This is a genomic window from Streptomyces sp. NPDC006552, from assembly GCF_040611655.1.
GTDB lineage: Bacteria > Actinomycetota > Actinomycetes > Streptomycetales > Streptomycetaceae > Streptomyces.
Map to the genome: position 1 here is coordinate 1 of NZ_JBEXOS010000011.1, position 20303 is coordinate 20303.

The window sequence follows — 20303 nt, forward strand, 5'->3', positions numbered from 1 at the left end:
CTGCAGCAGCTGGCCGCGGACGAGAAGGTCGGCGGCCCGGTGCACGGCGTCGTCTTCACCGGCCGCCGCTATGACACCGGCGACCGGGGCGACTATCTGCGTGCCATTGTCAGACTCGCATGCGAACGTGAGGATCTGGGTCCGGACTTCCGGGCCTGGCTTCGCAGTTACGTCACCGAGGAGATGTAGCACCTTGAGCAGCGCGACCACCTCGTCCCCCGCCGGCCGCCCGCACCTGTGGTCGGTCGACGAGCACCTGGAGGACATCCTCAGCACCGTCCGCCCGCTCGACCCCATCGAGCTGCAGATCCTCGACGCCCAGGGCTGCGTGCTCGTCGAGGACGTGACGGTCCCGGTCTCGCTGCCCCCCTTCGACAACAGCTCCATGGACGGGTACGCGGTGCGCGTCGCCGACGTCGCGGGCGCCAGCGAGGAGTTCCCCGCCGCGCTCACCGTGATCGGCGACGTCGCGGCCGGCCAGACCGAGCAGCCCACCGTCGGCCCCGGCGAGGCCGCCCGCATCATGACCGGCGCCCCGCTGCCGCCCGGCGCCGAGGCCGTGGTCCCCGTGGAGTGGACCGACGGCGGGCTCGGCGCGGGCCCGGTCACCTCCATGCCGGCCCACTCCAGCGCCCCCGAAGGTGCCTCGGGAGAAGTTCGCGTCCACCGCCCGGCCGAAGCACGCGCGCACGTACGCGCGCAGGGCAGCGACGTCCAGGCGGGCGACCGCGCCCTCGCGGCGGGCACCGTCCTCGGACCGCCGCAGATCGCCCTGCTCGCCGCCATCGGCCGCGGCACCGTACGGGTGCACCCGCGCCCGCGCGTGGTCGTCGTCTCCACCGGCAGCGAACTCGTGCAGCCCGGCGAGGAGTTGCGCCACGGCCAGATCCACGACTCCAACAGCTTCTCCCTCACCGCCGCGGCCCGCGACGCCGGAGCCATCGGCTACCGGGTCGGCGCGGTCTCCGACGACGCCGAGACCCTGCGCTCCACCATCGAGGACCAGCTGATCCGCGCCGACCTCGTCGTCACCACCGGCGGCGTCAGCGTCGGCGCCTACGACGTCGTCAAGGAAGCCCTCTCCTCGATCGGCGACCCGGACGAGGAGTACGGCATCGGCGCGGGCAGCGGCGTCGAGTTCCGCAAGCTCGCCATGCAGCCCGGCAAGCCGCAGGGCTTCGGCACCGTCGGCCCCGACCACACCCCGCTGCTCGCCCTGCCCGGCAACCCGGTCTCCAGCTACGTCTCCTTCGAGCTGTTCGTCCGGCCGGCGATCCGCGCCCTGATGGGGCTGCCCGGCGCCGACCTGCGCCGCCCCACCACGCGCGCGGTGCTCACCGCCGACAAGGCCCTGACCTCTCCGCAGGGCCGCCGCCAGTTCCTGCGCGGCGCCCACGACGCCGAGGCGGGCACCGTCGCCCCGGTCGGCGGCTCCGGCTCGCACCTGATCGCCGCGCTCGCCCAGGCCGACGCGCTGATCGTGGTGGCCGAGGACGTCACGTCGGTGGAGCCCGGCACCGAGGTGGACGTCATCCCGCTGGGCTGAACGACCGCCGCCCCACCGTGCGGCTCCGGGCGGCCCGGCCCCGCTGTTTGCGCCGCACCCGCGATACCGTGTCGCGCACAACAGTCCGGCGCGCCGCACCGCGCACGGCTCGGATCGGGAGCGCCACAGCACCATGAGCACTTCGCAGGACCGACTCACCCACCTCGACGACGCGGGCGCCGCCCGCATGGTCGACGTGTCGCAGAAGGACGTCACCGCGCGCACCGCCCGCGCCAGCGGCCGCGTCCTCGTCTCGCCGCGCGTGGTCGAACTGCTGCGCGGCGAGGGCGTACCCAAGGGCGACGCCCTCGCGACGGCCCGCATCGCCGGGATCATGGGGGCCAAGCGCACCCCGGACCTGATCCCGCTCTGCCACCCGCTCGCCGTCTCCGGGGTGAAGCTGGACCTGGCCGTGACCGACGACGCCGTCGAGATCCTCGCCACGGTGAAGACGACCGACCGTACGGGCGTCGAGATGGAGGCCCTCACCGCGGTCTCCGTCGCCGCGCTCACCGTCGTCGACATGGTCAAGGCGGTCGACAAGGGCGCGGTCATCACCGACGTCCGCGTCGAGGAGAAGACCGGCGGCAAGTCCGGCACCTGGCAGCGCGGGGAGCGGTCATGACCGGCTCCTACCGCGCTCTCGTCGTCACCGCCTCCAACCGGGCCGCCGCGGGCGTCTACGCCGACCGGGGCGGCCCGCTGATCGCCGACGCCCTGCGGCAGCTGGGCTTCACCGTCGAAGGCCCCCAGGTCGTGCCGGACGGGGACCCCGTGGAGGCCGCGCTGCGGGCCGCGGTCGAGGCCGCGTACGACGTCGTCGTCACCACCGGCGGCACCGGGATCTCGCCGACCGACCGGACCCCGGAGGCGACGGCCCGCGTCATCGAGCGCACCGTCCCGGGCATCCCCGAGGCGATCCGCGCGTACGGGCGCGAGCACGTGCCCACCGCCGCCCTCTCGCGCGGCCTCGCCGGCGTCGCCGGCCGCACCCTGATCGTGAACCTGCCGGGATCGAGCGGCGGCGTGCGGGACGGCCTCGCGGTCCTGGAGCCGCTGCTCGTCCACGCCGTGGACCAGCTGCGCGGCGGTGACCATGCCAGACCCGTCACCGACGCCGGGGGTGCGCACTGAACGGCCCGTCCTGGCCCGCGGTCCTGGTGGAGGGCGACGTCGTCCTGCGCCCCATAAAGCTGCGCGACCAGAGCGCCTGGCGGGACGTCAACCGCCGCAACCGCGACTGGCTGCGCCCCTGGGAGGCGACCATCCCGCCGCCCACCCCGAGCGGCCCGGTCGCGCACCGCCCGACCTACCGGCAGATGGTCCGCCACCTGCGCGCGGAGGCGAACGCGGGCCGGATGCTGCCCTTCGTCATCGAGTACCAGGGCCGCCTCGTGGGCCAGTTGACGGTCGCCGGGATCACCTGGGGCTCCATGTGCTCGGGCCACGTCGGCTACTGGGTGGACCAGGGCGTGGCCGGGCGCGGAGTGATGCCCACCGCCGTCGCGCTCGCCGTCGACCACTGCTTCCGCACGGTGGGCCTGCACCGCATCGAGGTCTGCATTCGCCCGGAGAACGGGCCCAGCCGCCGGGTGGTGGAGAAACTCGGATTCCGCGAGGAGGGGCTGCGGCCCCGGTATCTGCACATCGACGGCGGCTGGCGGGACCATCTCGTCTTCGCGCTCACCGCCGAGGAGGTGCCCGAGGGGCTGCTGAGGCGCTGGCGGCGCGGGCAGCGCGGCAACCCCGCAGGTCCCGGGGGAGCCGGCGCGGTCGATCCCGGCACCTCCTCGAAATAAAATAAATGTTCGAAATTGATCGGCGGTCGACCGCGGGAGTCATTGAATTCCCGGCCCGGGCGGCCAGTTGATCGCACCAGTCGCAAAAAAAGCTCGAAATATCAGCCAGATCGTGCGACACACCGGCTCAATTGGCGGATGGCTTCCCGCAAACCCCTCTACGGTGTGAGGCGTGAGCAGCAGCGGCCTCATCTACGCAGTCATCGTCGGGGCCTGGGCCGCCTACTTGGTGCCGATGTGGCTCCGTAGGCAGGACGAGCTGAACGAAGCCCGTCCGACGGAACGCTTCAGCACCGCCATCCGACTCCTGTCCGGACGAGCGGGCATGGAGCGCCGGTACGCCAAGGACCTGGAGACCCGCTCGCCGCAGACGCAGGAGCGGCGCGGCACCCCGGACGACCCGGACGCGGCCACCGAGGCGGTGGACGTCCGGCCCCCCGCCGTGCCCCCGCCCGCCGATCGGCAGCGCCCCGAGCCCCGCCGCGAGCCGGAGCCCGACCCCGCACCGCAGCCCGACCCCGTGGCCGCCGCCGCCAAGTCCCGCCGCCCCCGCGTCACTTCCGCCGAGGCCCAGGCCCGCGCCCGGCGCACCAAGGTGCTCGCCCGTCGCCGCCGCACGACCGTGATGCTCTTCATCGCCTTCAGCGTCGGCGCGATCGTGGCCGGCGTCGGCGGCATCGCGTTCCTGTGGGCCCCCGCCGCCCCCGCCCTGCTGCTCAGCACCTACATCGTCTACCTGCGGGCCCAGGAACGACGCCGCTTCGCCTACGTCATGGACCGCCGCCGCGCCGAGATCGCCGCGCAGCGCCTGCGGGAGCGCCAGCCACGCCGACGCCAGGCGGCCGCCCGGCGCGGCGCGGCCGAAGAACCGGAGGACGGTCCAGCCACCGAGCCGGGCACCGGCACCGGCCTGGACTCCCTCGCCGCCGACCGGCGCGCGCTCGTCGAGCAGACCGACCACGCCGAGTGGGTCGACCAGCAGCGCGAGCGCCAGCGCCGCCCGGGCCCCGGCGAGAGCTGGGACCCCGTCCCCGTCCCGCTGCCCACGTACGTCACGGCCCCCGTCGCCCCCCGGGCCGGCGGCGGCATCGACTACGGCGCCCCCGAGACCTGGAGCGCCACCCGCTCCTCCGCCGCCGAGCAGTCCGTCCCCGACCGGCCCGAGCAGGATCCGGAACCGGCCGCCGACGACGGACGCAGCGACGCCCGCCGGGCCGCCTCCGCGCGGCGCTCCCGCGAGCGCGGCCGCACCCCCCTGTTCGATCAGTACGACGCCGGCGCCGCCGGGAGCGCCGGTTCCGACGGGCGGCCCCGGGCCGCCAACGAGTGACCCGGCTGACCAGCCAGGGAGCGGATTTCCGAGCACCCCGATCGGGATGCTAGAGTTTCACTCGTTGCAAGGGCCTGTGGCGCAGTCTGGTAGCGCACCTCGTTCGCATCGAGGGGGTCTGGGGTTCAAATCCCCACAGGTCCACCGCAATTGAGAACCCCGCCGGGTCACCCCGGCGGGGTTCTTGCTGTTCCCCCGGGCGGAGGAGGCCCACCGGGGCGGGCCCGGCGGGCGGCTACAGGGACTTCGCGTAGCAGCGGCTCAGCTCCTCGAACCGGTAGAGGCCGAACTTGGCGCACGGCTCGTACCCACCGGAGACGTAGAGCGCTATCGCCTCCGGCTGCTTCGTCCCCGTCTCCAGGACCATGCGGGTGCGGCCCGCCGCACGGGCGTCCGCCTCCAGCTCGGCGAGGATCCGCCGGGCCAGCCCCAGGCCGCGCGCCTCCGGCGTGACGTACATCCGCTTCAGCTCGGCGTCGCCGTCCGCGTACGCCTCCTCGTTCGCGTCCTGGGCGCGCCAGCCGCCGGTCGCCAGCGGGGTGCCGTCCGCGTCGTACGCGATCAGGTACAGGCCCCGCGGCGGGGAGAACATCGCCGGGTCCAGCGGTGTGACATCGCCCTCATCGCCGTAGCGCTCCGCGTACTCGAGCTGGACGCGGTCGTTCAGGGCGCGTGCGTCGGGGTGGTCGAAGGAGACGCGCCGCAGGGCGGGCGCGATGGCGGGGCCGGCGGACGCGGGATGAATACTCATGCGGGTGATCGTATCTCTATGCTCGCGGGTGGGGGTACCCGCCAAGTGTGCCGGTACCGTGGCCCGGTGCTGACAGTGACCACCGTGAATGTGAACGGGCTCCGCGCCGCCGCCAAGAAGGGCTTCGTCGCGTGGCTGGCTGGAACCTCCGCCGACGTGCTGTGCCTCCAGGAAGTACGCGCCGAGCCGGCGCAGCTCCCCGCCGAGGTGCGCGAACCGGAGGGCTGGCACGTCGTGCACGCCCCGGCCGCCGCCAAGGGGCGGGCCGGCGTCTCGCTCTACACGCGGCGCGCGCCGGAGCGGGTGCGGATCGGCTTCGGGTCCGCCGAGTTCGACACCGCCGGCCGGTACGTGGAGGTCGACCTGCCGGGCGTCGTCGTCGCCAGCCTCTACCTGCCCTCCGGTGAGGTCGGCACCGAGCGCCAGGACGAGAAGGTCCGCTTCATGGCCGAGTTCCTGGAGTACCTGAAGGAGCTGCGGGTCCGCGCCGCCGCCGACGGCCGCGAGGTCGTCGTCTGCGGCGACTGGAACATCGCCCACGCCGAGGCCGACCTGAAGAACTGGCGGGCCAACAAGAAGAACTCCGGCTTCCTCCCCGAGGAGCGGGCCTGGCTGAGCCGGGTCCTCGACGCGGCGGACGGCGGCTACGTCGACGTCGTGCGGGCACTGCACCCGGAGGCGGAGGGGCCGTACTCGTGGTGGTCGTACCGGGGGCGGGCCTTCGACAACGATGCAGGTTGGAGGATCGACTTGGCTGTGGCCACGCCCGGGCTCGCCGCCCGCGCGGTCAAGGGGCTCGTGGAGCGGGCCGCGAGCCACGAGGAGCGCTGGTCGGACCATGCCCCGGTGACGGTGGTCTTCGCGTAGTCCCCGAGCGGGCCGGTCAGGGCCGGGGACCCAGGGTGCGGTCCAGGGCCATCGAGAGTTCCGCCTCGACCACCGACTTGGCCAGGGGGCGCAGGCGCTGGACGTCCTTGTGGGTGCCGTGGGCGAGGACCATCTCGGTGAAGAGGGTGGCCATGGCGTCGGCGTGCTCGCGCAGGCGGCTCGCCGCCGCGAGGACCTCGGCCAGCGGGATGCCCTCGCGGACCAGGGCGGCCGAGACCTCCAGGAGGCGGCGGCTGATGTGGACGATCTCCTCGCCGTCGGTGCCCAGGTAGCCGAGGTCCAGGGCGGCCTGGAGGTTCTCGGGGGTGTCCTGGCCGGCGAAGTGGTCGGCCAGCTCCTCGGGGGTGAGGCGGACCGGGGTCTCCTCGGTGGGTTCGCCGAGGCCGAGGAGTTCGCCGACGTCGCGGCCGCGGTCGAAGGCCTCGGAGAGCTCCGCGATGCCGTTCAGGGTGTGGCCGCGGTCCAGGAGCGCGGCGATCGTGCGCAGCCGCGTGAGGTGCGTCTCGTCGTACCAGGCGATGCGGCCCTCGCGGCGGGGCGGTCTGATGAGGCCGCGCTCGCGGTAGAAGCGCACGGTGCGCACGGTGATGCCGGCCGCCCGCGCCAGCTCCGCCATGCGGAATTCGCGGGGCCGGCCGTCGCCGCCGTGCTCGCCGTCCTTGTCGGCCGTGCTGCCCGGTTCCGTCGCTTCGTTCGCCACCCGGGAACCCTATGCCGTACCGCCAGTAACTTTCCTCGGCCGGACCCCTACCCATCGGTACGGCGCTGCTCTACGCTCCCAATCACGCCAGTGTTCACTGGCAGAGTCGCGCGGCAAGGGAGGCGCCGGGATGACCGAGCAGGAGCGCGAGCACGTACGCGTGGCGGTGATCGGGTCCGGCTTCGGCGGGCTCGGCGCCGCCGTCAGACTGCGCCGCGAGGGCGTCACGGACTTCGTGGTCCTGGAGCGGGCCGGCGCCGTCGGCGGCACCTGGCGCGACAACAGCTACCCGGGCTGCGCCTGCGACGTCCCCTCCCACCTGTACTCGTTCTCCTTCGCGCCGAACCCGGAGTGGCCGCGCACCTTCTCGGGCCAGGAGCGGATCCGCGAGTACCTGGAGCACGTCGCCGACGTCTTCCGGCTGCGCCCGCACATCCGGCTGAACGCGGAGGTGACCGAGGTGCGGTGGGACGCCGAGCGGCTGTGGTGGGAGGTCGACACCGCGTCCGGGACGCTCACCGCCGACGTCGTCGTCTCCGCGACCGGGCCGCTCTCCGACCCGAAGACGCCGGACATCCCCGGGATCGCCACCTTCCCCGGCAAGATCTTTCACTCCGCGCGCTGGGACCACGACTACGACCTGCGCGGCAAGCGCGTCGCCATGATCGGCACCGGCGCCTCCGCCATCCAGATCGTGCCCGCGATCCAGCGGGAGGTCGGCCGCCTCACCCTCTTCCAGCGGACTCCGCCCTGGGTCATGCCGCGCGCCGACCGCGCCATCACCGGGGCCGAGCGCTGGCTGCACCGGCAGCTGCCCTTCACCACCCGTGCGCGGCGCGGACTGCTGTGGGGCATCCGGGAGTTGCAGGTCCAGGCGTTCACCAAGCACCCCGACGAGCTGGGCCTGGTCGAGCAGCTGGCCAAGCGGAACATGCACCGGGCGGTCAAGGACCCGGGGCTGCGTGCCAAGCTCACCCCGGACTACCGCATCGGCTGCAAGCGGATCCTGCTGTCGAACACCTACTACCCGGCGCTCGCCCAGCCCAATGTCGACGTCGTCGCGTCCGGGCTGAGCCAGATCCGGGGCAACACGCTCGTCGCCGCCGACGGCAGCGAGGCCGAGGTGGACGCGATCGTCTTCGGCACCGGGTTCCACGTCACGGACATGCCGATCGCGCAGCGCGTCATCGGCGCGGACGGCGTCAGCCTGGCCGAGAGCTGGAAGGGGGGGATGGCGGCGCTGCGCGGAGCGACCGCCGCGGGTTTCCCGAACTTCATGACGGTCATCGGCCCCAACACCGGGCTCGGCAACTCCTCGATGATCCTGATGATCGAGGCGCAGCTGAACTATCTGGCCGACTATCTGCGGCAGTTGCACGTGCTGGGCGGCCGCGTCGCCCTCACCCCGCGGCCGAGTGCCGTCGCCGGCTGGAACAACCGCGTCCAGGACCGGATGAAGCGGACCGTGTGGAACACGGGTGGCTGCAACAGCTGGTATCTCGACGAGAACGGGGTCAACACGACCGTGTGGCCCGGCACCACGACCGAGTTCCGGCAGGCCACGCGCCGGGTGGACGTCGGGGAGTACGAAGTGCTCCGCCCGTCCGCCGCGGCGCGGGCCTCCGCGCAACCGGCCCCGACGGAGAAGGAAGTGAGCGCCGCGTGAGCCGGCCGACCCCCCTGAGGACCGGGCCCTACGCGCCACCGGTCGCCGCCCGTGAGCTGACCGCCGTCTCGGCGGACGGATCGCGGCTGCACGTCGAGGTGCACGGCCCCGACGGCGCGCCCGCCGTGGTGCTGTCGCACGGCTGGACCTGCTCGACGGCGTTCTGGGCGGCGCAACTGCGCGCCCTCGCCACCGACCACCGGGTGATCGTCTACGACCAGCGCGGGCACGGGCGTTCGCCCGCCGCCACGCGGCTGCCGTACACCGCGGACATGCTCGCCGACGACCTGGAGGCCGTGCTCGGCGCGGTGCTGGCGCCGGGCGAGCGGGCGGTGCTCGCCGGGCACTCGATGGGCGGTATGACGATGATGGCCGCGGCCGGGCGGCCGGCGTTCACCGAGCACGCCGCGGCCGTACTGCTGTGCAGCACCGGCAGTTCGCGCCTGGTCACCGAGGCGACGGTGGTGCCGCTGTTGGCCGCGGGCGCGCTGCGGACCCGGATGACCCGCGCGGTCCTCGGGTCGAAGGCGCCGCTCGGGCCGGTCACGCCGCTGGGCAAGCGGATACTGAAGTTCGCGACCCTGGGGCCCGCTGCCTCGCCCGGCGCGGTCGAGGCCTGCGCGCGGATCGTGCACGCCTGCCCGCGCGGGGTGCGGCACGGCTGGTCGCACGTCCTGGAGACGCTCGACATGGACGCGGCGCTGGCGGAGCTGACGCTGCCGGTGGCCGTGCTCGGCGGCACCGCCGACCGGATGACGCCCATCGTGCACGCCCGGCGGATCGCCGCCGCGCTGCCGCACTGCGTGGGGCTGACGGAACTGCCGGGCCGCGGCCACATGACGCCCGTCGAGGCACCGGAGGCCGTCACGGAGAAGATCCGTGAACTGGCCCACGCTTACCTGGAATCACAGTCGCACGCACAGTCGCAGAAGGGGGCGGATGTCGCATGAGCAAGGTCAGCCTGGAGGGTCAGGTCGCGGTCGTCACGGGAGCGGCGCGCGGCGTCGGTGAGCTGCTCGCCCGCAAGCTGTCGGCGCGCGGCGCCAAGATCGCGCTGGTCGGCCTGGAGCCGGACGAGCTGAAGCAGGTCGCGAGCCGGCTGCACGCCGACGCGGACTGGTGGCACGCCGACGTCACGGACCACGAGGCGATGGCACGGGTCGCCGAGGAGGTGAAGGAACGCTTCGGCAAGGTCGACATCGTCGTGGCCAACGCCGGTGTGGCCACGGGCGGTCCCTTCGTCGACTCCGACCCCGTCGCCTGGCGCCGGGTCATCGAGGTCAACCTCATCGGCTCCGCCGTGACCGGCCGCGCCTTTCTGCCCCTGCTGACGCAGTCGCGCGGCTACCTGTTGCAGATCGCCTCGCTCGCCGCGATCACGCCGGCGCCGATGATGTCCGCGTACTGCGCGTCCAAGTCCGGTGTGGAGGCGTACGCGCACAGCCTGCGCGCCGAGGTCGGCTACAAGGGCGTACGGGTCGGGGTCGGGTACCTGTCCTGGACCGACACCGACATGGTGCGCGGCGCCGACCAGGACGACGTGATGCGCGAGCTGCGCCAGCGGCTGCCCTGGCCGTCGAACAAGACGTATCCGCTGGGTCCGGCCGTCGACCGGCTGGTGGACGGCATCGAGCGGCGCTCCTCGCACGTGTACGCGCAGTGGTGGCTGCGCGGCATGCAGGGAATCCGCGGTTACCTGCCCGCGGTCATCGGCTCCGTGGGCCAGCGCGAGATGCGGCGCTTCGAGCCGCGGCTGGGCAGCGTGTCGCGGGGTCTGGTCGGTGCGGGCGGTGCGGCCGACGAAACCGTGCGGGGGCGCTGACCTGCGGTTTCCCGCGGTGTGTACGGTCCGTTATTGATCGAAATGCGCGTGTTGTCGGGGCGTGTCAGTCTGATCGAGCCCCACCCCCCCAACCCACATCGGGAGTGAACACAGCATGGGCATCAAGGATCAGTTCAAGGACAAGAGCGACGACCTGGCGAACAAGGCCAAGGGCGCCATGGGCGACACCGAGGACCAGGCGCGCGAGCGCGGTCAGCAGGGCCGCGACCAGCTGCGCGAGCGTGGCTCGCAGGGCCGGGAGCAGGCGCGGGACCGCGCCCAGGAGCAGCGGGACACGTTCGACCAGGACTTCGACGCCTGACGCTCTGTCCTGAGCGCGTGGGCCCCACCCGGGACGCCGGGTGGGGCCCACGCACGTGTGCGGCCCGCGGTCACCGGGGCGGCAGCGGGGGCCGCCGCCGGTCCGGCACGTCCGAGTGGTCCGGCGGGTTCTTCGCGCCCTGCTCCTCCAGCAGGTCCAGGGCGAGGTGGACCGCGTCGTCGAGCTGCGCGTACCGGCCCTCCGCCCAGTCCAGCGGGGTGCGCAGCGCCTCGATGTCGGGGTCGACGCCGCGGTTCTCGATGGACCAGCCGTACTCGGGGAACCAGGCCGCGTTCATCGGCACCGTGATCACCGTGCCGTCGCCGAGCTTGTGCCGGCCGGTCATGCCGACGACGCCGCCCCAGGTGCGCTGGCCCACGACGGGGCCGAGCCCGAGCAGCTTGAACGCGGCGGTGATCATGTCGCCGTCCGAGGAGGTCGCCTCGTCGGCGAGGGCGACGACCGGGCCCCGGGGCGCGTTCGAGGCGTAGGAGACCGCCTGGGCGTTGCGGGTCAGGTCCCAGCCGATGATCTTGCGGGTCAGCTTCTCCACGACCAGCTCGCTGATGTGGCCGCCCGCGTTGCCGCGCACGTCGACGATGAGCGCGGGGCGGGAGACCTCCATGCGCAGATCCCGGTTGAACTGGGCCCAGCCGGAGCCGCCCATGTCGGGGATGTGCAGATAGCCGCACTTGCCGTTGCTCAGCTCGCGCACGACGGCCCGGCGTTTGGCCACCCAGTCCTGGTAGCGCAGGGGCCGTTCGTCGACGAGCGGCACCACGGCCACCCGGCGCGCCCGGCCGCCGCCCCCGGCCTGGGTGAAGGTCAGCTCGACGGTGGTGCCGCCCGCCCCGGCAAGGAGCGGGAACGGTCCGGTGACGGGGTCGACCGGGCGCCCGTCGACGTGGGTGAGGACCGCGCCCTCGCGGATGCCGGTGCCGGCCAGCGGGGAGCGGGCCTTGGAGTCGGAGGACTCGCCGGGCAGGATCCGGCAGAGCGTCCACTGCCCGTCCCGGCAGACGAGGTTGGCGCCGAGCAGGCCCTGGGCGCGCTGGTAGTGGGCCGGGCCCTCGTTGCGGCGGGCCGCGGAGACGTAGGCGTGCGAGGTGCCCAGCTCGCCGAGGACCTCGCGGAGCAGGTCCGCGAACTCGTCGGGGGAGGCGACCCGTTCGACCAGCGGCCGGTACTGGTCGAGCACCGCGGTCCAGTCGATGCCGCACATGTCGGGTTCCCAGAAGTAGGCGCGGATGATCCGGCCCGCCTCTTCGAAGGCGCCGCGCCACTCGGCGGCCGGGTCCGCCTCGTGCAGGATGCGGCGCAGGTCGATCCAGACGGTGGAGTCGTTGTCCCCGGCCTCGGTGGCGGGCACGGCGCGCAGCTCGCCCTCGTCGCCGACCACGAGCCGGCTGCCGTCGCCGCTGACCGCGAACCAGTCCATGTGGTCGACGAGCTGGGTCTTCTTGCACTTGGCGAGGGAGAAGTGTTCGAGGGTGGGCTGCGAGGAGGTGTCGGCGGGGTTGGCGAACGTCTCGCCGAGCGCGCCCGAGATCGGCCAGCGCAGCCAGACCAGGCCGCCGCCCGCGACGGGGTGCAGCCCCGAGTACTTGGAGGCGGAGACGGGGAAGGGGACCACGCGGCTGGCGAGGCCCTCGATCTCCACGGTCGGCGCGGCCTGGGTCAGGCCCGAGCCGCTCTCCTCGCCGGGGTCGAGACCGCCCGCGGCGGTGCGCCCGTCGGGGGAGAGCGCGAAGGGCGAGGCCGTCGCCGACGACAGCGGGACGAGGTAGGGGCGGCAGCCCAGCGGGAAGGACAGGTCGCCGGTGTGCACGTCGTAGACCGGGTCGAAGCCGCGCCAGGACAGGAACGCCAGATAGCGGCCGTCGCGGGTGAAGACCGGGTTCTCGTCCTCGAAGCGGCCGTTGGTGACGTCGACGATGGTGCGGTCCTTGATGCGGGCCATCTTGATCTGCCGCAGGGAGCGGCCGATGCCCGGGTGCGACCAGGTCAGCCAGGCCCCGTCGGGGGAGAAGGCGAGGTCGCGGACGGGGCCGTTCGTGGACCGGATCAGCTCGGTGACCTCGACCCCGGTCTCCTGCGTCCCCTCGGCGCCCGCGGCGGCGTCCGCCTCCTCGGGCACGGTGACGAGCAGCAGCCGGCCGTCGTTCGAGGCGACGGCCAGGCGGCCGCCGTCCGGGTCGCTGACCAGTTCCTGGACGCGGCCCAGGTCGCCGCAGTCGAGCCGCAGCGGGGGGCGGTCGCCCGCGGCGCGCGGCAGGTAGGCGATCTCGACGCCGTCCTCGCCCCGCGCGTCGGTGACGTAGGCGACCTGGCCGCCGCTGCCGAGCATCTCGGGCAGCCGCACCCGCACGCCCGGGGTGTCGGTGATGGTGCGGGCCGGTCCGTCGCGGTGGGTCAGCCAGTACAGGCTGCCGCGCACGACGACCGCGCTGGCCCGGCCGGTGTCGTCGACGGAGAGGGCGTCGACGTGGTGGGCGGCCGGGACCTGGTAGGGGCGGCGCCCGGCGCGTGGGCCGCCGAGGCGCACGCGCAGCCGGTGCGGCCGGGAGTCCGGGCGCAGGGAGTCCAGCAGCCACAGCTCGCCCGCGCACTGGTAGACGATCCGCTCGCCGTCCGAGGAGGCGTGCCGGGCGTAGAACTCGGCGTGGTCGGTGTGCCGGGTCAGGTCGGAGCCGTCGGGCAGGCACGAGTAGACGTTGCCGATGCCCTCGTGGTCGGAGAGGAAGGCGATCCGGCCGTCCACGAACATCGGGTCGTCGAGGTGGCCGTCCAGGTCGGCGAGGATGCGCCGCCCGTGCACCCACAGCCGGCCCTGGGCGCCGCCCCGGTAGCGCTTCCAGGCGGCCGGCTCGTGCGGGGGCGTGCCGGTCAGCAGCAGGGTCCGGCGCTCGCCGTCGATGTCGGCGACCTGGATGTCGGAGACCGGGCCCCAGGGGAGCTTGCCGCCGGGGGAGCCGTCGGTCGGCACGCTGTAGGCGAAGGTGAAGTAGGAGAACGGCTCGCCGTGCGAGGCGACCGCGAGGATGTCGCCGTCCGGGGTCCAGCCGCGCACCTGGGTGTCGACGCTGCCCCAGTAGGTGAGGCGGCGCGCGGAGCCGCCGTCGACCGGCGCCAGGCAGATCTCCGGATCGAGGCTGCGCCAGGTCGTGTACGCGATGTGGGTGCCGTCGGGGGAGAACCGCGGATGGCTGACCTTGGTGCGGTCGACGGTGATCCGCCAGGCCCGCTCCGAGCCGTCGACGGGCGCGACCCACAGGTCGTCCTCGACGACGAAGCACAGGCGCTCGCCGCTCAGGTGCGGGAACCTCAGGTACGCCTCGGCTGCATCTTCTGTCACCACCCCATGCTTTTCCGCGTGCGGACCTCCGGCAACCGGGCGCCGCGCACGGGTGTGGCCCATCACACGTACGAAACGGTTTCGTTTCGTTAGCTCCGGGGGTAAGGTCAGGGCGTACGAGAGCGGACGAGAGGTGACGATCATGGTCGCGGAAGCAACGGCGCGCCGCAGCCGGATCACCCCCGAGCGCGAGGCCGAGCTGTACGCGGCCGTGCTCGACCTGCTCCGCGAGGTGGGGTACGACGCCCTGACGATGGACGCCGTGGCCGCCCGCACCCGGGCCAGCAAGGCGACGCTCTACCGGCAGTGGGGCGGCAAGGCCGAGCTGGTCGTGAAGGCGCTGCGGCACCAGAAGCCGCGGTTCGCCGAGATCGACACCGGCTCGCTCCGCGGTGACCTGCACGCGATGGCCGTCCGTGAGGACGACTGTCACATGGAGCAGAACAGCGCGCTGATGCGCGGCCTGATGGTCGCCGTGCACGCCAACCCCGATCTGCTGGCGGCCTTCCGCGAGTGGATCGTCGCGCCCGAGCTGTCGGGGCTCGACCGGCTCCTGGAGAGAGCCGTGGCGCGCGGTGAGATCCGGGCCGGCAACCCGGCGCTCCACTATGTGCTCCAGATGCTGATCGGGGCGTTCGCCACCCGCACGCTCATCGACGAGAAGCCACCCACCCAGGCCTATCTGACCTCGTACATCGACGCCGTGGTCCTCCCCGCCCTCAGCGCCTGACCGATCCGACCGACCCGTATCTCCCCGCACCTGACGCGACCGCTCACGTCGTCGGGCTGATCCGCCCTGCCCCCTGACCTGACCGGAGTACGCCCTCGTGGCCACGTTCCTCTACAAACTCGGCAAGCTCGCCTTCCGCAGGCGCCATTTCGTCGCCCTGATATGGGTGGCGCTGCTCACGCTCGCGGGCGTGGGCGCCGCCTCCGCGCCGACCGCCGCCTCCAGCTCCTTCTCCATCCCCGGCACCGAGGCCCAGAAGGCCTTCGACCTGCTGGACGCCCGCTTCCCCGGCTCGGCCGCCGACGGGGCCACCGCCCGCGTCGTCTTCAAGGCCCCGGCCCACGAGAAGCTCACCGGCGCCGCGAACAAGGCGGACGTCCAGGACACCGTCGCCGCCCTGAAGTCCAGCTCCACGCAGGTGGCCTCGGTCGCCGACCCGTTCGCGGCCAAGACGGTCAGCAAGGACGGCACGATCGCCTACACCTCGGCCACGTACAAGGTCTCCTCGATGGAGCTGAGCGACGACGACCGGGACGGGCTGCAGAAGGTCATCGACGAGGCGAAGAAGACCGGCCTGACCGTCGAGGTCGGCGGGGACGCGCTCCAGGCCATGCCGGAGACCGGCGCCACCGAGGTCATCGGCATCGCCATCGCCGCCGTGGTCCTCGTCATCACCTTCGGCTCGCTGCTCGCGGCCGGGCTGCCGCTGCTCACCGCGCTGATCGGGGTCGGCATCGGCGTCTCGTCGATCACGGCGCTCGCCAACGCGCTGGACCTCGGCACCACCACCTCCACGCTGGCGATGATGATCGGCCTCGCGGTCGGCATCGACTACGCCCTGTTCATCGTCTCCCGCTACCGCGCCGAACTGGCTCTGGGCCGTGAACGCGAGGAGGCGGCCGGACGGGCCGTCGGCACCGCGGGCTCGGCCGTCGTCTTCGCCGGCCTGACCGTCGTCATCGCGCTGGTCGGCCTCGCCGTCGTCAACATCCCGATGCTGACGAAGATGGGCATCGCCGCGGCGGGCACGGTCGCCATCGCCGTCCTCATCGCGCTCACCCTGATACCCGCCCTGCTCGGCTACGCGGGCAAGCGCGTCCACGGCCGCAAGGCCCGCAAGGCGCTCGACTCCACGCAGCAGGCCGAGCCCAAGGCCAACACGGGCACCCGCTGGGCCCGCTTCGTGCTGCGCCGCCCGGTCCTGGTCCTCGTCGCGGGCGTCATCGGCCTCGGCGCCATGGCCGTCCCGGTCGCCTCCCTCGAACTCGGCCTGCCCGACGACGGCGTCCAGCCCACCGACACCACCCAGCGCAAGGCCTACGACCTGCTCTCCGAGGGCTTCGGCCCCGGCTTCAACGGGCCGCTCATGACGGTCGTCGACGCCAAGGGCGCCGACGACCCGAAGGCCGCCGTCGACCGGGTCGTCGCCACGATCAAGAAGACGGACGGCGTCGCGGCCGTCGCCCCGGCGACCTTCAACAAGGCCGGCGACACCGCGATCGTCAGCGTCGTCTCGAAGTACAAGCCGTCTTCCGTCGAGACCGAGGACGTCGTCCACGCGATCCGCGACGCGGGCCAGGACATCAAGGCCGACACCGGCGCCGAACTCTCGGTCACCGGCTCCACGGCCATGAACATCGACGTCTCGCAGAAGCTCAACGACGCGCTCGTGCCCTACCTGGCGCTCGTCGTCGGCCTGGCGTTCCTGCTCCTGATGGTCGTCTTCCGCTCGGTCCTGGTCCCGCTCAAGGCGGCCCTCGGCTTCCTGCTCTCGGTGCTCGCCGCGCTCGGCGCCGTCGTCGCCGTCTTCCAGTGGGGCTGGCTCGGCTCGCTCTTCGGGGTGGAGCAGACGGGCCCGGTCATGTCGATGATGCCGATCTTCATGGTGGGCGTGGTCTTCGGCCTGGCGATGGACTACGAGGTCTTCCTCGTGACCCGCATGCGCGAGGCGTACGTCCACGGGGAGCGGCCCGCGCAGGCCGTCGTCACCGGCTTCAAGCACGGGGCCCGGGTGGTCACGGCGGCGGCGGTCATCATGATCGCGGTCTTCTCGGGCTTCATCGGCTCCTCGGAGCAGATGGTGAAGATGATCGGCTTCGGCCTGGCGATCGCCGTCTTCTTCGACGCGTTCGTGGTCCGCATGGCGATCGTGCCGGCCGTGCTCGCGCTGCTCGGCAAGCGGGCCTGGTGGCTGCCGAAGTGGCTGGACCGCCTGCTGCCCAACGTGGACGTCGAGGGCGAGGGCCTGAACGCGGCCGAGGCCGCGGGCCGTCCCGAGGAGGACAAGAACCTCGTCTCCGCCTGACCGGATGGTCAGTGCGTGACCGTCGCCGGGGTGACGGCCGTGTACGTACGACGCAGGAAGCGGATCAGCGCTTTCACGTCGAACTGCACGACCGTCACCCCGTTCGGCTGTCCGGGGCCGTGCGCGTGGAACTCGATGACCGCCTGCACCCGCCCGCACGGCCAGATCCGGATGGCGTCGCCGCTGACCGGCGCCCGCAGACCGCTCTCCAGAAGGTCGCGCGGGAAGCCCCACTCGCCGAGGCCCGGCAGGGAGACGCGGATGCGGCCGTCGTAGCGCAGCACGACCGGCACGGCACGGGTCGCGTCCGGGGAGTCGGTGACGACATGCGCCCGGGTGTACTGCTCCACGTACTGCTCGACGGCGGTCATGCCAACCAATGTCCCATATGTCCGGGTATTCGGGCCAGGGATGCGCGGGTGCGCACCTGAAGACGAGACGCTCTTGCGAGGGGTTTGCAACAAGGCACTATCATCGAACGGTTACCCAGCTGCCCGAGCGCCGGAGTCCCCGCCATGCATGTACCCGACGGATTCATCAACGCCCCGGTCTCCGCGGCCGCCGGTGTCGTCGCCGCGGGCGCCGTCGCCGTCAGCCTGCGCGGCGCCCGCCGCGAACTCGACGAGCGCACCGCGCCCCTCGCCGGACTGGTCGCGGCGTTCATCTTCGCCGTGCAGATGCTCAACTTCCCCGTCGCGGCGGGCACCAGCGGCCACCTCCTCGGCGGCGCGCTGGCCGCGATATTGGTGGGCCCCTACACGGGGGTCCTGTGCGTGTCCGTGGTGCTCCTGATGCAGGGCGTGCTCTTCGCCGACGGCGGCCTCACCGCGCTCGGCGTGAACATCACCGACATGGCGATCACCACCACGGTCGTCGCCTACCTCGTCTTCCGCGGCCTGGTGAAGGTGCTGCCCCGCAAGCGCCGCTCGATCACCGTCGCCTCCTTCGTCGCCGCCGTGCTCTCCGTCCCGGCCGCCGCCGTCGTCTTCACCCTCATCTACGCCGTCGGGGGGACGACCGACGTCTCCATCGGCAAGGTCGCCACCGCGATGATCGGCGTGCACGTCCTCATCGGCGTCGGCGAGGCCGCGATCACCGCCCTCACCGTCGGCGCCGTCGTCGCCGTGCGCCCGGACCTCGTGTACGGCGCCCGCGGCCTGACGCGGCCGCTCAAGCTCAAGGTCGGCGGCGAACTCGTCGACGCCCCGGCCGCGGCGCCCGCCCCCGTGGCCGCCCGCTCGCACCGAAAGATCTGGATCACCGGCCTGGTCACCTCCCTCGTGCTCGCCGGGTTCGTCTCCTTCTACGCCTCGGCCAGCCCCGACGGCCTGGAGAAGGTCGCCCACGACCAGGGCATCGACAGCAAGACCGAGGAGCACGCCTCCGCCGACTCGCCGCTCGCCGACTACGGCGTCAAGGACGTCACCGACGCCCGGCTCTCCGGCGGCCTCGCCGGGATCATCGGCGTCGGGGTGACCGTCGTCGCCGGGTCCGGGATCTTCTGGGCGCTGCGCAGGCGCCGGACGAGCGAGGCGGCCGCCACCGAGCTCCCCGCGGACGAGAGGGTCTGACATGGGCGCCGGCCACGCCCACCGCCTCTACCGCCACGGGCACTCGCCCGTGCACGCGCTGCCCCCGCACACCAAACTCGCCGCCGTCTTCTGCTTCGTCGTGGTCGTCGTCTCCACGCCGCGCGAGGCGATGTGGGCGTTCGCGCTGTACGCGCTGCTGCTGGCGGCCGTCGCCGCCGCGGCCCGCGTCCCGGCGGGATACCTGCTCAAGCGGCTGCTCATCGAGGTCCCCTTCGTCGCCTTCGCGGTCCTCATGCCGTTCGTCGCCGAGGGGGAACGGGTGCAGGTGCTGGGCCTGTCGCTGAGCGAGAGCGGCCTGTGGGGCGCGTGGAACGTGCTGGCCAAGGGCACGCTCGGGGTCGCCGCCTCGGTGCTGCTGGCCTCCACCACCGAACTGCGCGAACTCCTCCTCGGCCTGCAGCGGCTGAAGCTGCCGCCGCTGCTCGTCCAGATCGCCTCCTTCATGATCCGCTACGGTGACGTCATCACGGACGAGATGCGGCGCATGAAGATCGCCCGGGAGTCGCGCGGCTTCGCGGCGAGCGGCGTGCGCCACTGGGGCGTCCTCGCCAAATCGGCCGGCGCGCTGTTCATCCGCTCCTACGAGCGCGGCGAGCGCGTGCACCTGGCGATGGTCAGCCGCGGGTACGCCGGATCGATGCCGGTGATCGACCAGGTCACGGCGGCCCGCACCCAGTGGGTCTCCGCGCTGGCCCTGCCGGGTGCGGCCCTCGTGGTGTGTCTGCTGGGATGGACGCTGTGACTGCATCTTTGAACGTCTCCGGGCTCGCCTTCGCCTACCCCGACGGACACCAGGCCCTCTTCGGCGTCGACCTGACGATCGGCAAGGGCGAGCGGGTCGCACTGCTCGGCCCGAACGGCGCGGGCAAGACCACCCTCGTCCTGCACCTGAACGGCATCCTGACCGGCGGCGCGGGCACCGTCACCGTCGCCGGCCTGCCCGTCGACAAGCGGAACATGGCGGAGGTCCGCCGCAAGGTCGGCATCGTCTTCCAGGACCCGGACGACCAGCTGTTCATGCCGACGGTCCGCGAGGACGTGGCGTTCGGCCCGGCCGCGGCCGGCCTGAAGGGCCCCGAGCTGGAGGCGCGGGTCCACGCGGCGCTCGCCTCGGTCGGCATGGCGCAGTACGCCGACCGGCCTCCGCACCACCTCTCCTTCGGCCAGCGCCGCCGCGTCGCGGTCGCCACGGTCCTCGCGATGGAGCCCGAGATCCTCGTCCTGGACGAGCCGTCCTCCAACCTCGACCCCGCCTCGCGCCGCGAACTCGCCGACATCCTGCGCTCGTTGGACGTCACCGTCCTGATGGTCACGCACGATCTGCCCTACGCCATGGAGCTGTGCCCGCGCGCGGTGATCCTCAGCGAGGGCACGATCGTCGCGGACGGCGCCACCGGCGACCTCCTCGGGGACGAGGAGCTGATGCGGGCCCACCGCCTGGAGCTGCCCTTCGGCTTCGACCCGGCCTCCGTCGCACGCGGGGCGAGCCCGGCCTGA

At 72.9% G+C, this 20303-nt stretch carries 19 protein-coding genes, 1 tRNA gene and 1 pseudogene; 17 read left to right on the forward strand and 4 right to left on the reverse strand.

Annotated elements, in window-relative coordinates; all coding sequences use genetic code 11:
- The 7 genes and pseudogenes from ABZY33_RS09290 to ABZY33_RS09320 all read left to right on the forward strand — a co-directional run.
- A pseudogene (locus tag ABZY33_RS09290) lies at positions 1 to 189 on the forward strand (UTP--glucose-1-phosphate uridylyltransferase); the annotation flags it as partial.
- Positions 190 to 193: 4 nt separating this feature from the next.
- Positions 194 to 1546: a gephyrin-like molybdotransferase Glp gene (gene glp / locus ABZY33_RS09295; RefSeq protein ID WP_356490901.1), complete on the forward strand. Its 1353-nt coding sequence runs from the start codon at positions 194 to 196 to the stop codon at positions 1544 to 1546.
- Positions 1547 to 1679: 133 nt separating this feature from the next.
- Positions 1680 to 2171 (forward strand): cyclic pyranopterin monophosphate synthase MoaC, encoded by a 492-nt coding sequence (gene moaC, locus ABZY33_RS09300; RefSeq protein WP_356490902.1) that lies wholly within the window; start codon positions 1680 to 1682, stop codon positions 2169 to 2171.
- Positions 2168 to 2680, forward strand: a complete 513-nt coding sequence (locus ABZY33_RS09305; RefSeq protein ID WP_356490903.1) for a MogA/MoaB family molybdenum cofactor biosynthesis protein — start codon at positions 2168 to 2170, stop codon at positions 2678 to 2680. Before moaC ends, ABZY33_RS09305 begins: the two co-directional genes overlap by 4 nt.
- On the forward strand, positions 2677 to 3345 hold the full coding sequence (locus tag ABZY33_RS09310; protein WP_356491013.1) for a GNAT family protein: 669 nt from the start codon (positions 2677 to 2679) through the stop codon (positions 3343 to 3345). The genes ABZY33_RS09305 and ABZY33_RS09310 overlap by 4 nt, the downstream gene beginning before the upstream one ends.
- A gap of 172 nt (positions 3346 to 3517) precedes the next feature.
- Entirely contained in the window at positions 3518 to 4675 is a 1158-nt protein-coding gene (glpR, locus tag ABZY33_RS09315) for a gephyrin-like molybdotransferase receptor GlpR (protein WP_356490904.1), read from the forward strand.
- A 70-nt stretch (positions 4676 to 4745) separates the two neighbouring features.
- A tRNA-Ala gene (locus tag ABZY33_RS09320) sits at positions 4746 to 4819 on the forward strand.
- Positions 4820 to 4910: 91 nt separating this feature from the next.
- Here the strand turns inward: ABZY33_RS09320 and ABZY33_RS09325 are convergent.
- A complete protein-coding gene (locus tag ABZY33_RS09325; protein WP_356490905.1) occupies positions 4911 to 5426 on the reverse strand; it encodes a GNAT family N-acetyltransferase in 516 nt (171 codons plus the stop codon).
- Between the two features lie 66 nt (positions 5427 to 5492).
- Between ABZY33_RS09325 and ABZY33_RS09330 the strand changes: the two genes are divergently transcribed.
- Entirely contained in the window at positions 5493 to 6293 is an 801-nt protein-coding gene (locus ABZY33_RS09330) for an exodeoxyribonuclease III (RefSeq protein ID WP_356490906.1), read from the forward strand.
- 16 nt (positions 6294 to 6309) lie between these two features.
- On the opposite strand, the gene ABZY33_RS09335 is transcribed toward ABZY33_RS09330, so the two are convergent.
- On the reverse strand, positions 6310 to 6930 hold the full coding sequence (locus ABZY33_RS09335; protein ID WP_356491014.1) for a MerR family transcriptional regulator: 621 nt from the start codon (positions 6928 to 6930) through the stop codon (positions 6310 to 6312).
- Between the two features lie 214 nt (positions 6931 to 7144).
- On the opposite strand from ABZY33_RS09335, the gene ABZY33_RS09340 reads away from it, so the two are divergent.
- The 4 genes from ABZY33_RS09340 (at position 7145) to ABZY33_RS09355 (ending at position 10824) form a co-directional block, all read left to right on the forward strand.
- A complete protein-coding gene (locus ABZY33_RS09340; RefSeq protein WP_356490907.1) occupies positions 7145 to 8680 on the forward strand; it encodes an NAD(P)/FAD-dependent oxidoreductase in 1536 nt (511 codons plus the stop codon).
- A complete protein-coding gene (locus ABZY33_RS09345; RefSeq protein WP_356490908.1) occupies positions 8677 to 9630 on the forward strand; it encodes an alpha/beta hydrolase in 954 nt (317 codons plus the stop codon). The genes ABZY33_RS09340 and ABZY33_RS09345 overlap by 4 nt, the downstream gene beginning before the upstream one ends.
- Positions 9627 to 10502, forward strand: coding sequence for an SDR family oxidoreductase (locus ABZY33_RS09350; RefSeq protein ID WP_356490909.1), 876 nt, complete (start codon positions 9627 to 9629; stop codon positions 10500 to 10502). Before ABZY33_RS09345 ends, ABZY33_RS09350 begins: the two co-directional genes overlap by 4 nt.
- 115 nt (positions 10503 to 10617) lie before the next feature.
- Entirely contained in the window at positions 10618 to 10824 is a 207-nt protein-coding gene (locus tag ABZY33_RS09355) for a hypothetical protein (RefSeq protein WP_356490910.1), read from the forward strand.
- A gap of 70 nt (positions 10825 to 10894) precedes the next feature.
- Here the strand turns inward: ABZY33_RS09355 and ABZY33_RS09360 are convergent, their stop codons facing one another.
- The gene (locus ABZY33_RS09360) at positions 10895 to 14182 is read right to left on the reverse strand and encodes a S41 family peptidase (protein WP_356490911.1); all 3288 of its coding nucleotides are present in this window, start codon (positions 14180 to 14182) and stop codon (positions 10895 to 10897) included.
- 139 nt (positions 14183 to 14321) lie between these two features.
- Between ABZY33_RS09360 and ABZY33_RS09365 the strand changes: the two genes are divergently transcribed.
- A complete protein-coding gene (locus ABZY33_RS09365; protein WP_356490912.1) occupies positions 14322 to 14909 on the forward strand; it encodes a TetR/AcrR family transcriptional regulator in 588 nt (195 codons plus the stop codon).
- Between the two features lie 97 nt (positions 14910 to 15006).
- The gene (locus ABZY33_RS09370) at positions 15007 to 17214 is read left to right on the forward strand and encodes an MMPL family transporter (protein WP_356490913.1); all 2208 of its coding nucleotides are present in this window, start codon (positions 15007 to 15009) and stop codon (positions 17212 to 17214) included.
- Positions 17215 to 17222: 8 nt separating this feature from the next.
- Here ABZY33_RS09370 and ABZY33_RS09375 read toward each other — a convergent pair whose 3' ends face one another.
- Entirely contained in the window at positions 17223 to 17585 is a 363-nt protein-coding gene (locus ABZY33_RS09375; protein ID WP_356490914.1) for an SsgA family sporulation/cell division regulator, read from the reverse strand.
- A gap of 144 nt (positions 17586 to 17729) precedes the next feature.
- Between ABZY33_RS09375 and ABZY33_RS09380 the strand changes: the two genes are divergently transcribed.
- Genes ABZY33_RS09380 through ABZY33_RS09390 form a run of 3 tightly spaced genes read left to right on the forward strand, consistent with a single transcriptional unit; the run spans position 17730 to position 20303 of the window.
- A complete protein-coding gene (locus tag ABZY33_RS09380) occupies positions 17730 to 18785 on the forward strand; it encodes an energy-coupling factor ABC transporter permease (protein ID WP_356490915.1) in 1056 nt (351 codons plus the stop codon).
- Position 18786: 1 nt separating this feature from the next.
- The gene (gene cbiQ, locus ABZY33_RS09385) at positions 18787 to 19548 is read left to right on the forward strand and encodes a cobalt ECF transporter T component CbiQ (protein WP_356490916.1); all 762 of its coding nucleotides are present in this window, start codon (positions 18787 to 18789) and stop codon (positions 19546 to 19548) included.
- On the forward strand, positions 19536 to 20303 hold the full coding sequence (locus ABZY33_RS09390) for an ABC transporter ATP-binding protein (protein ID WP_356490917.1): 768 nt from the start codon (positions 19536 to 19538) through the stop codon (positions 20301 to 20303). Before cbiQ ends, ABZY33_RS09390 begins: the two co-directional genes overlap by 13 nt.

Bases quoted from the DNA above. Each gene is read 5' to 3' on its own strand.
- cbiQ (WP_356490916.1), top strand. From the start codon at position 18,787: ATGGGCGCCGGCCACGCCCACCGCCTCTACCGCCACGGGCACTCGCCC.
- ABZY33_RS09305 (WP_356490903.1), top strand. From the start codon at position 2,168: ATGACCGGCTCCTACCGCGCTCTCGTCGTCACCGCCTCCAACCGGGCC.
- ABZY33_RS09335 (WP_356491014.1), bottom strand. From the start codon at position 6,930: ATGGCGGAGCTGGCGCGGGCGGCCGGCATCACCGTGCGCACCGTGCGC.
- ABZY33_RS09350 (WP_356490909.1), top strand. From the start codon at position 9,627: ATGAGCAAGGTCAGCCTGGAGGGTCAGGTCGCGGTCGTCACGGGAGCG.
- ABZY33_RS09375 (WP_356490914.1), bottom strand. From the start codon at position 17,585: ATGACCGCCGTCGAGCAGTACGTGGAGCAGTACACCCGGGCGCATGTC.
- ABZY33_RS09390 (WP_356490917.1), top strand. From the start codon at position 19,536: ATGGACGCTGTGACTGCATCTTTGAACGTCTCCGGGCTCGCCTTCGCC.
- ABZY33_RS09355 (WP_356490910.1), top strand. From the start codon at position 10,618: ATGGGCATCAAGGATCAGTTCAAGGACAAGAGCGACGACCTGGCGAAC.
- ABZY33_RS09340 (WP_356490907.1), top strand. From the start codon at position 7,145: ATGACCGAGCAGGAGCGCGAGCACGTACGCGTGGCGGTGATCGGGTCC.
- ABZY33_RS09325 (WP_356490905.1), bottom strand. From the start codon at position 5,426: ATGAGTATTCATCCCGCGTCCGCCGGCCCCGCCATCGCGCCCGCCCTG.
- ABZY33_RS09365 (WP_356490912.1), top strand. From the start codon at position 14,322: ATGGTCGCGGAAGCAACGGCGCGCCGCAGCCGGATCACCCCCGAGCGC.
- ABZY33_RS09380 (WP_356490915.1), top strand. From the start codon at position 17,730: ATGCATGTACCCGACGGATTCATCAACGCCCCGGTCTCCGCGGCCGCC.
- moaC (WP_356490902.1), top strand. From the start codon at position 1,680: ATGAGCACTTCGCAGGACCGACTCACCCACCTCGACGACGCGGGCGCC.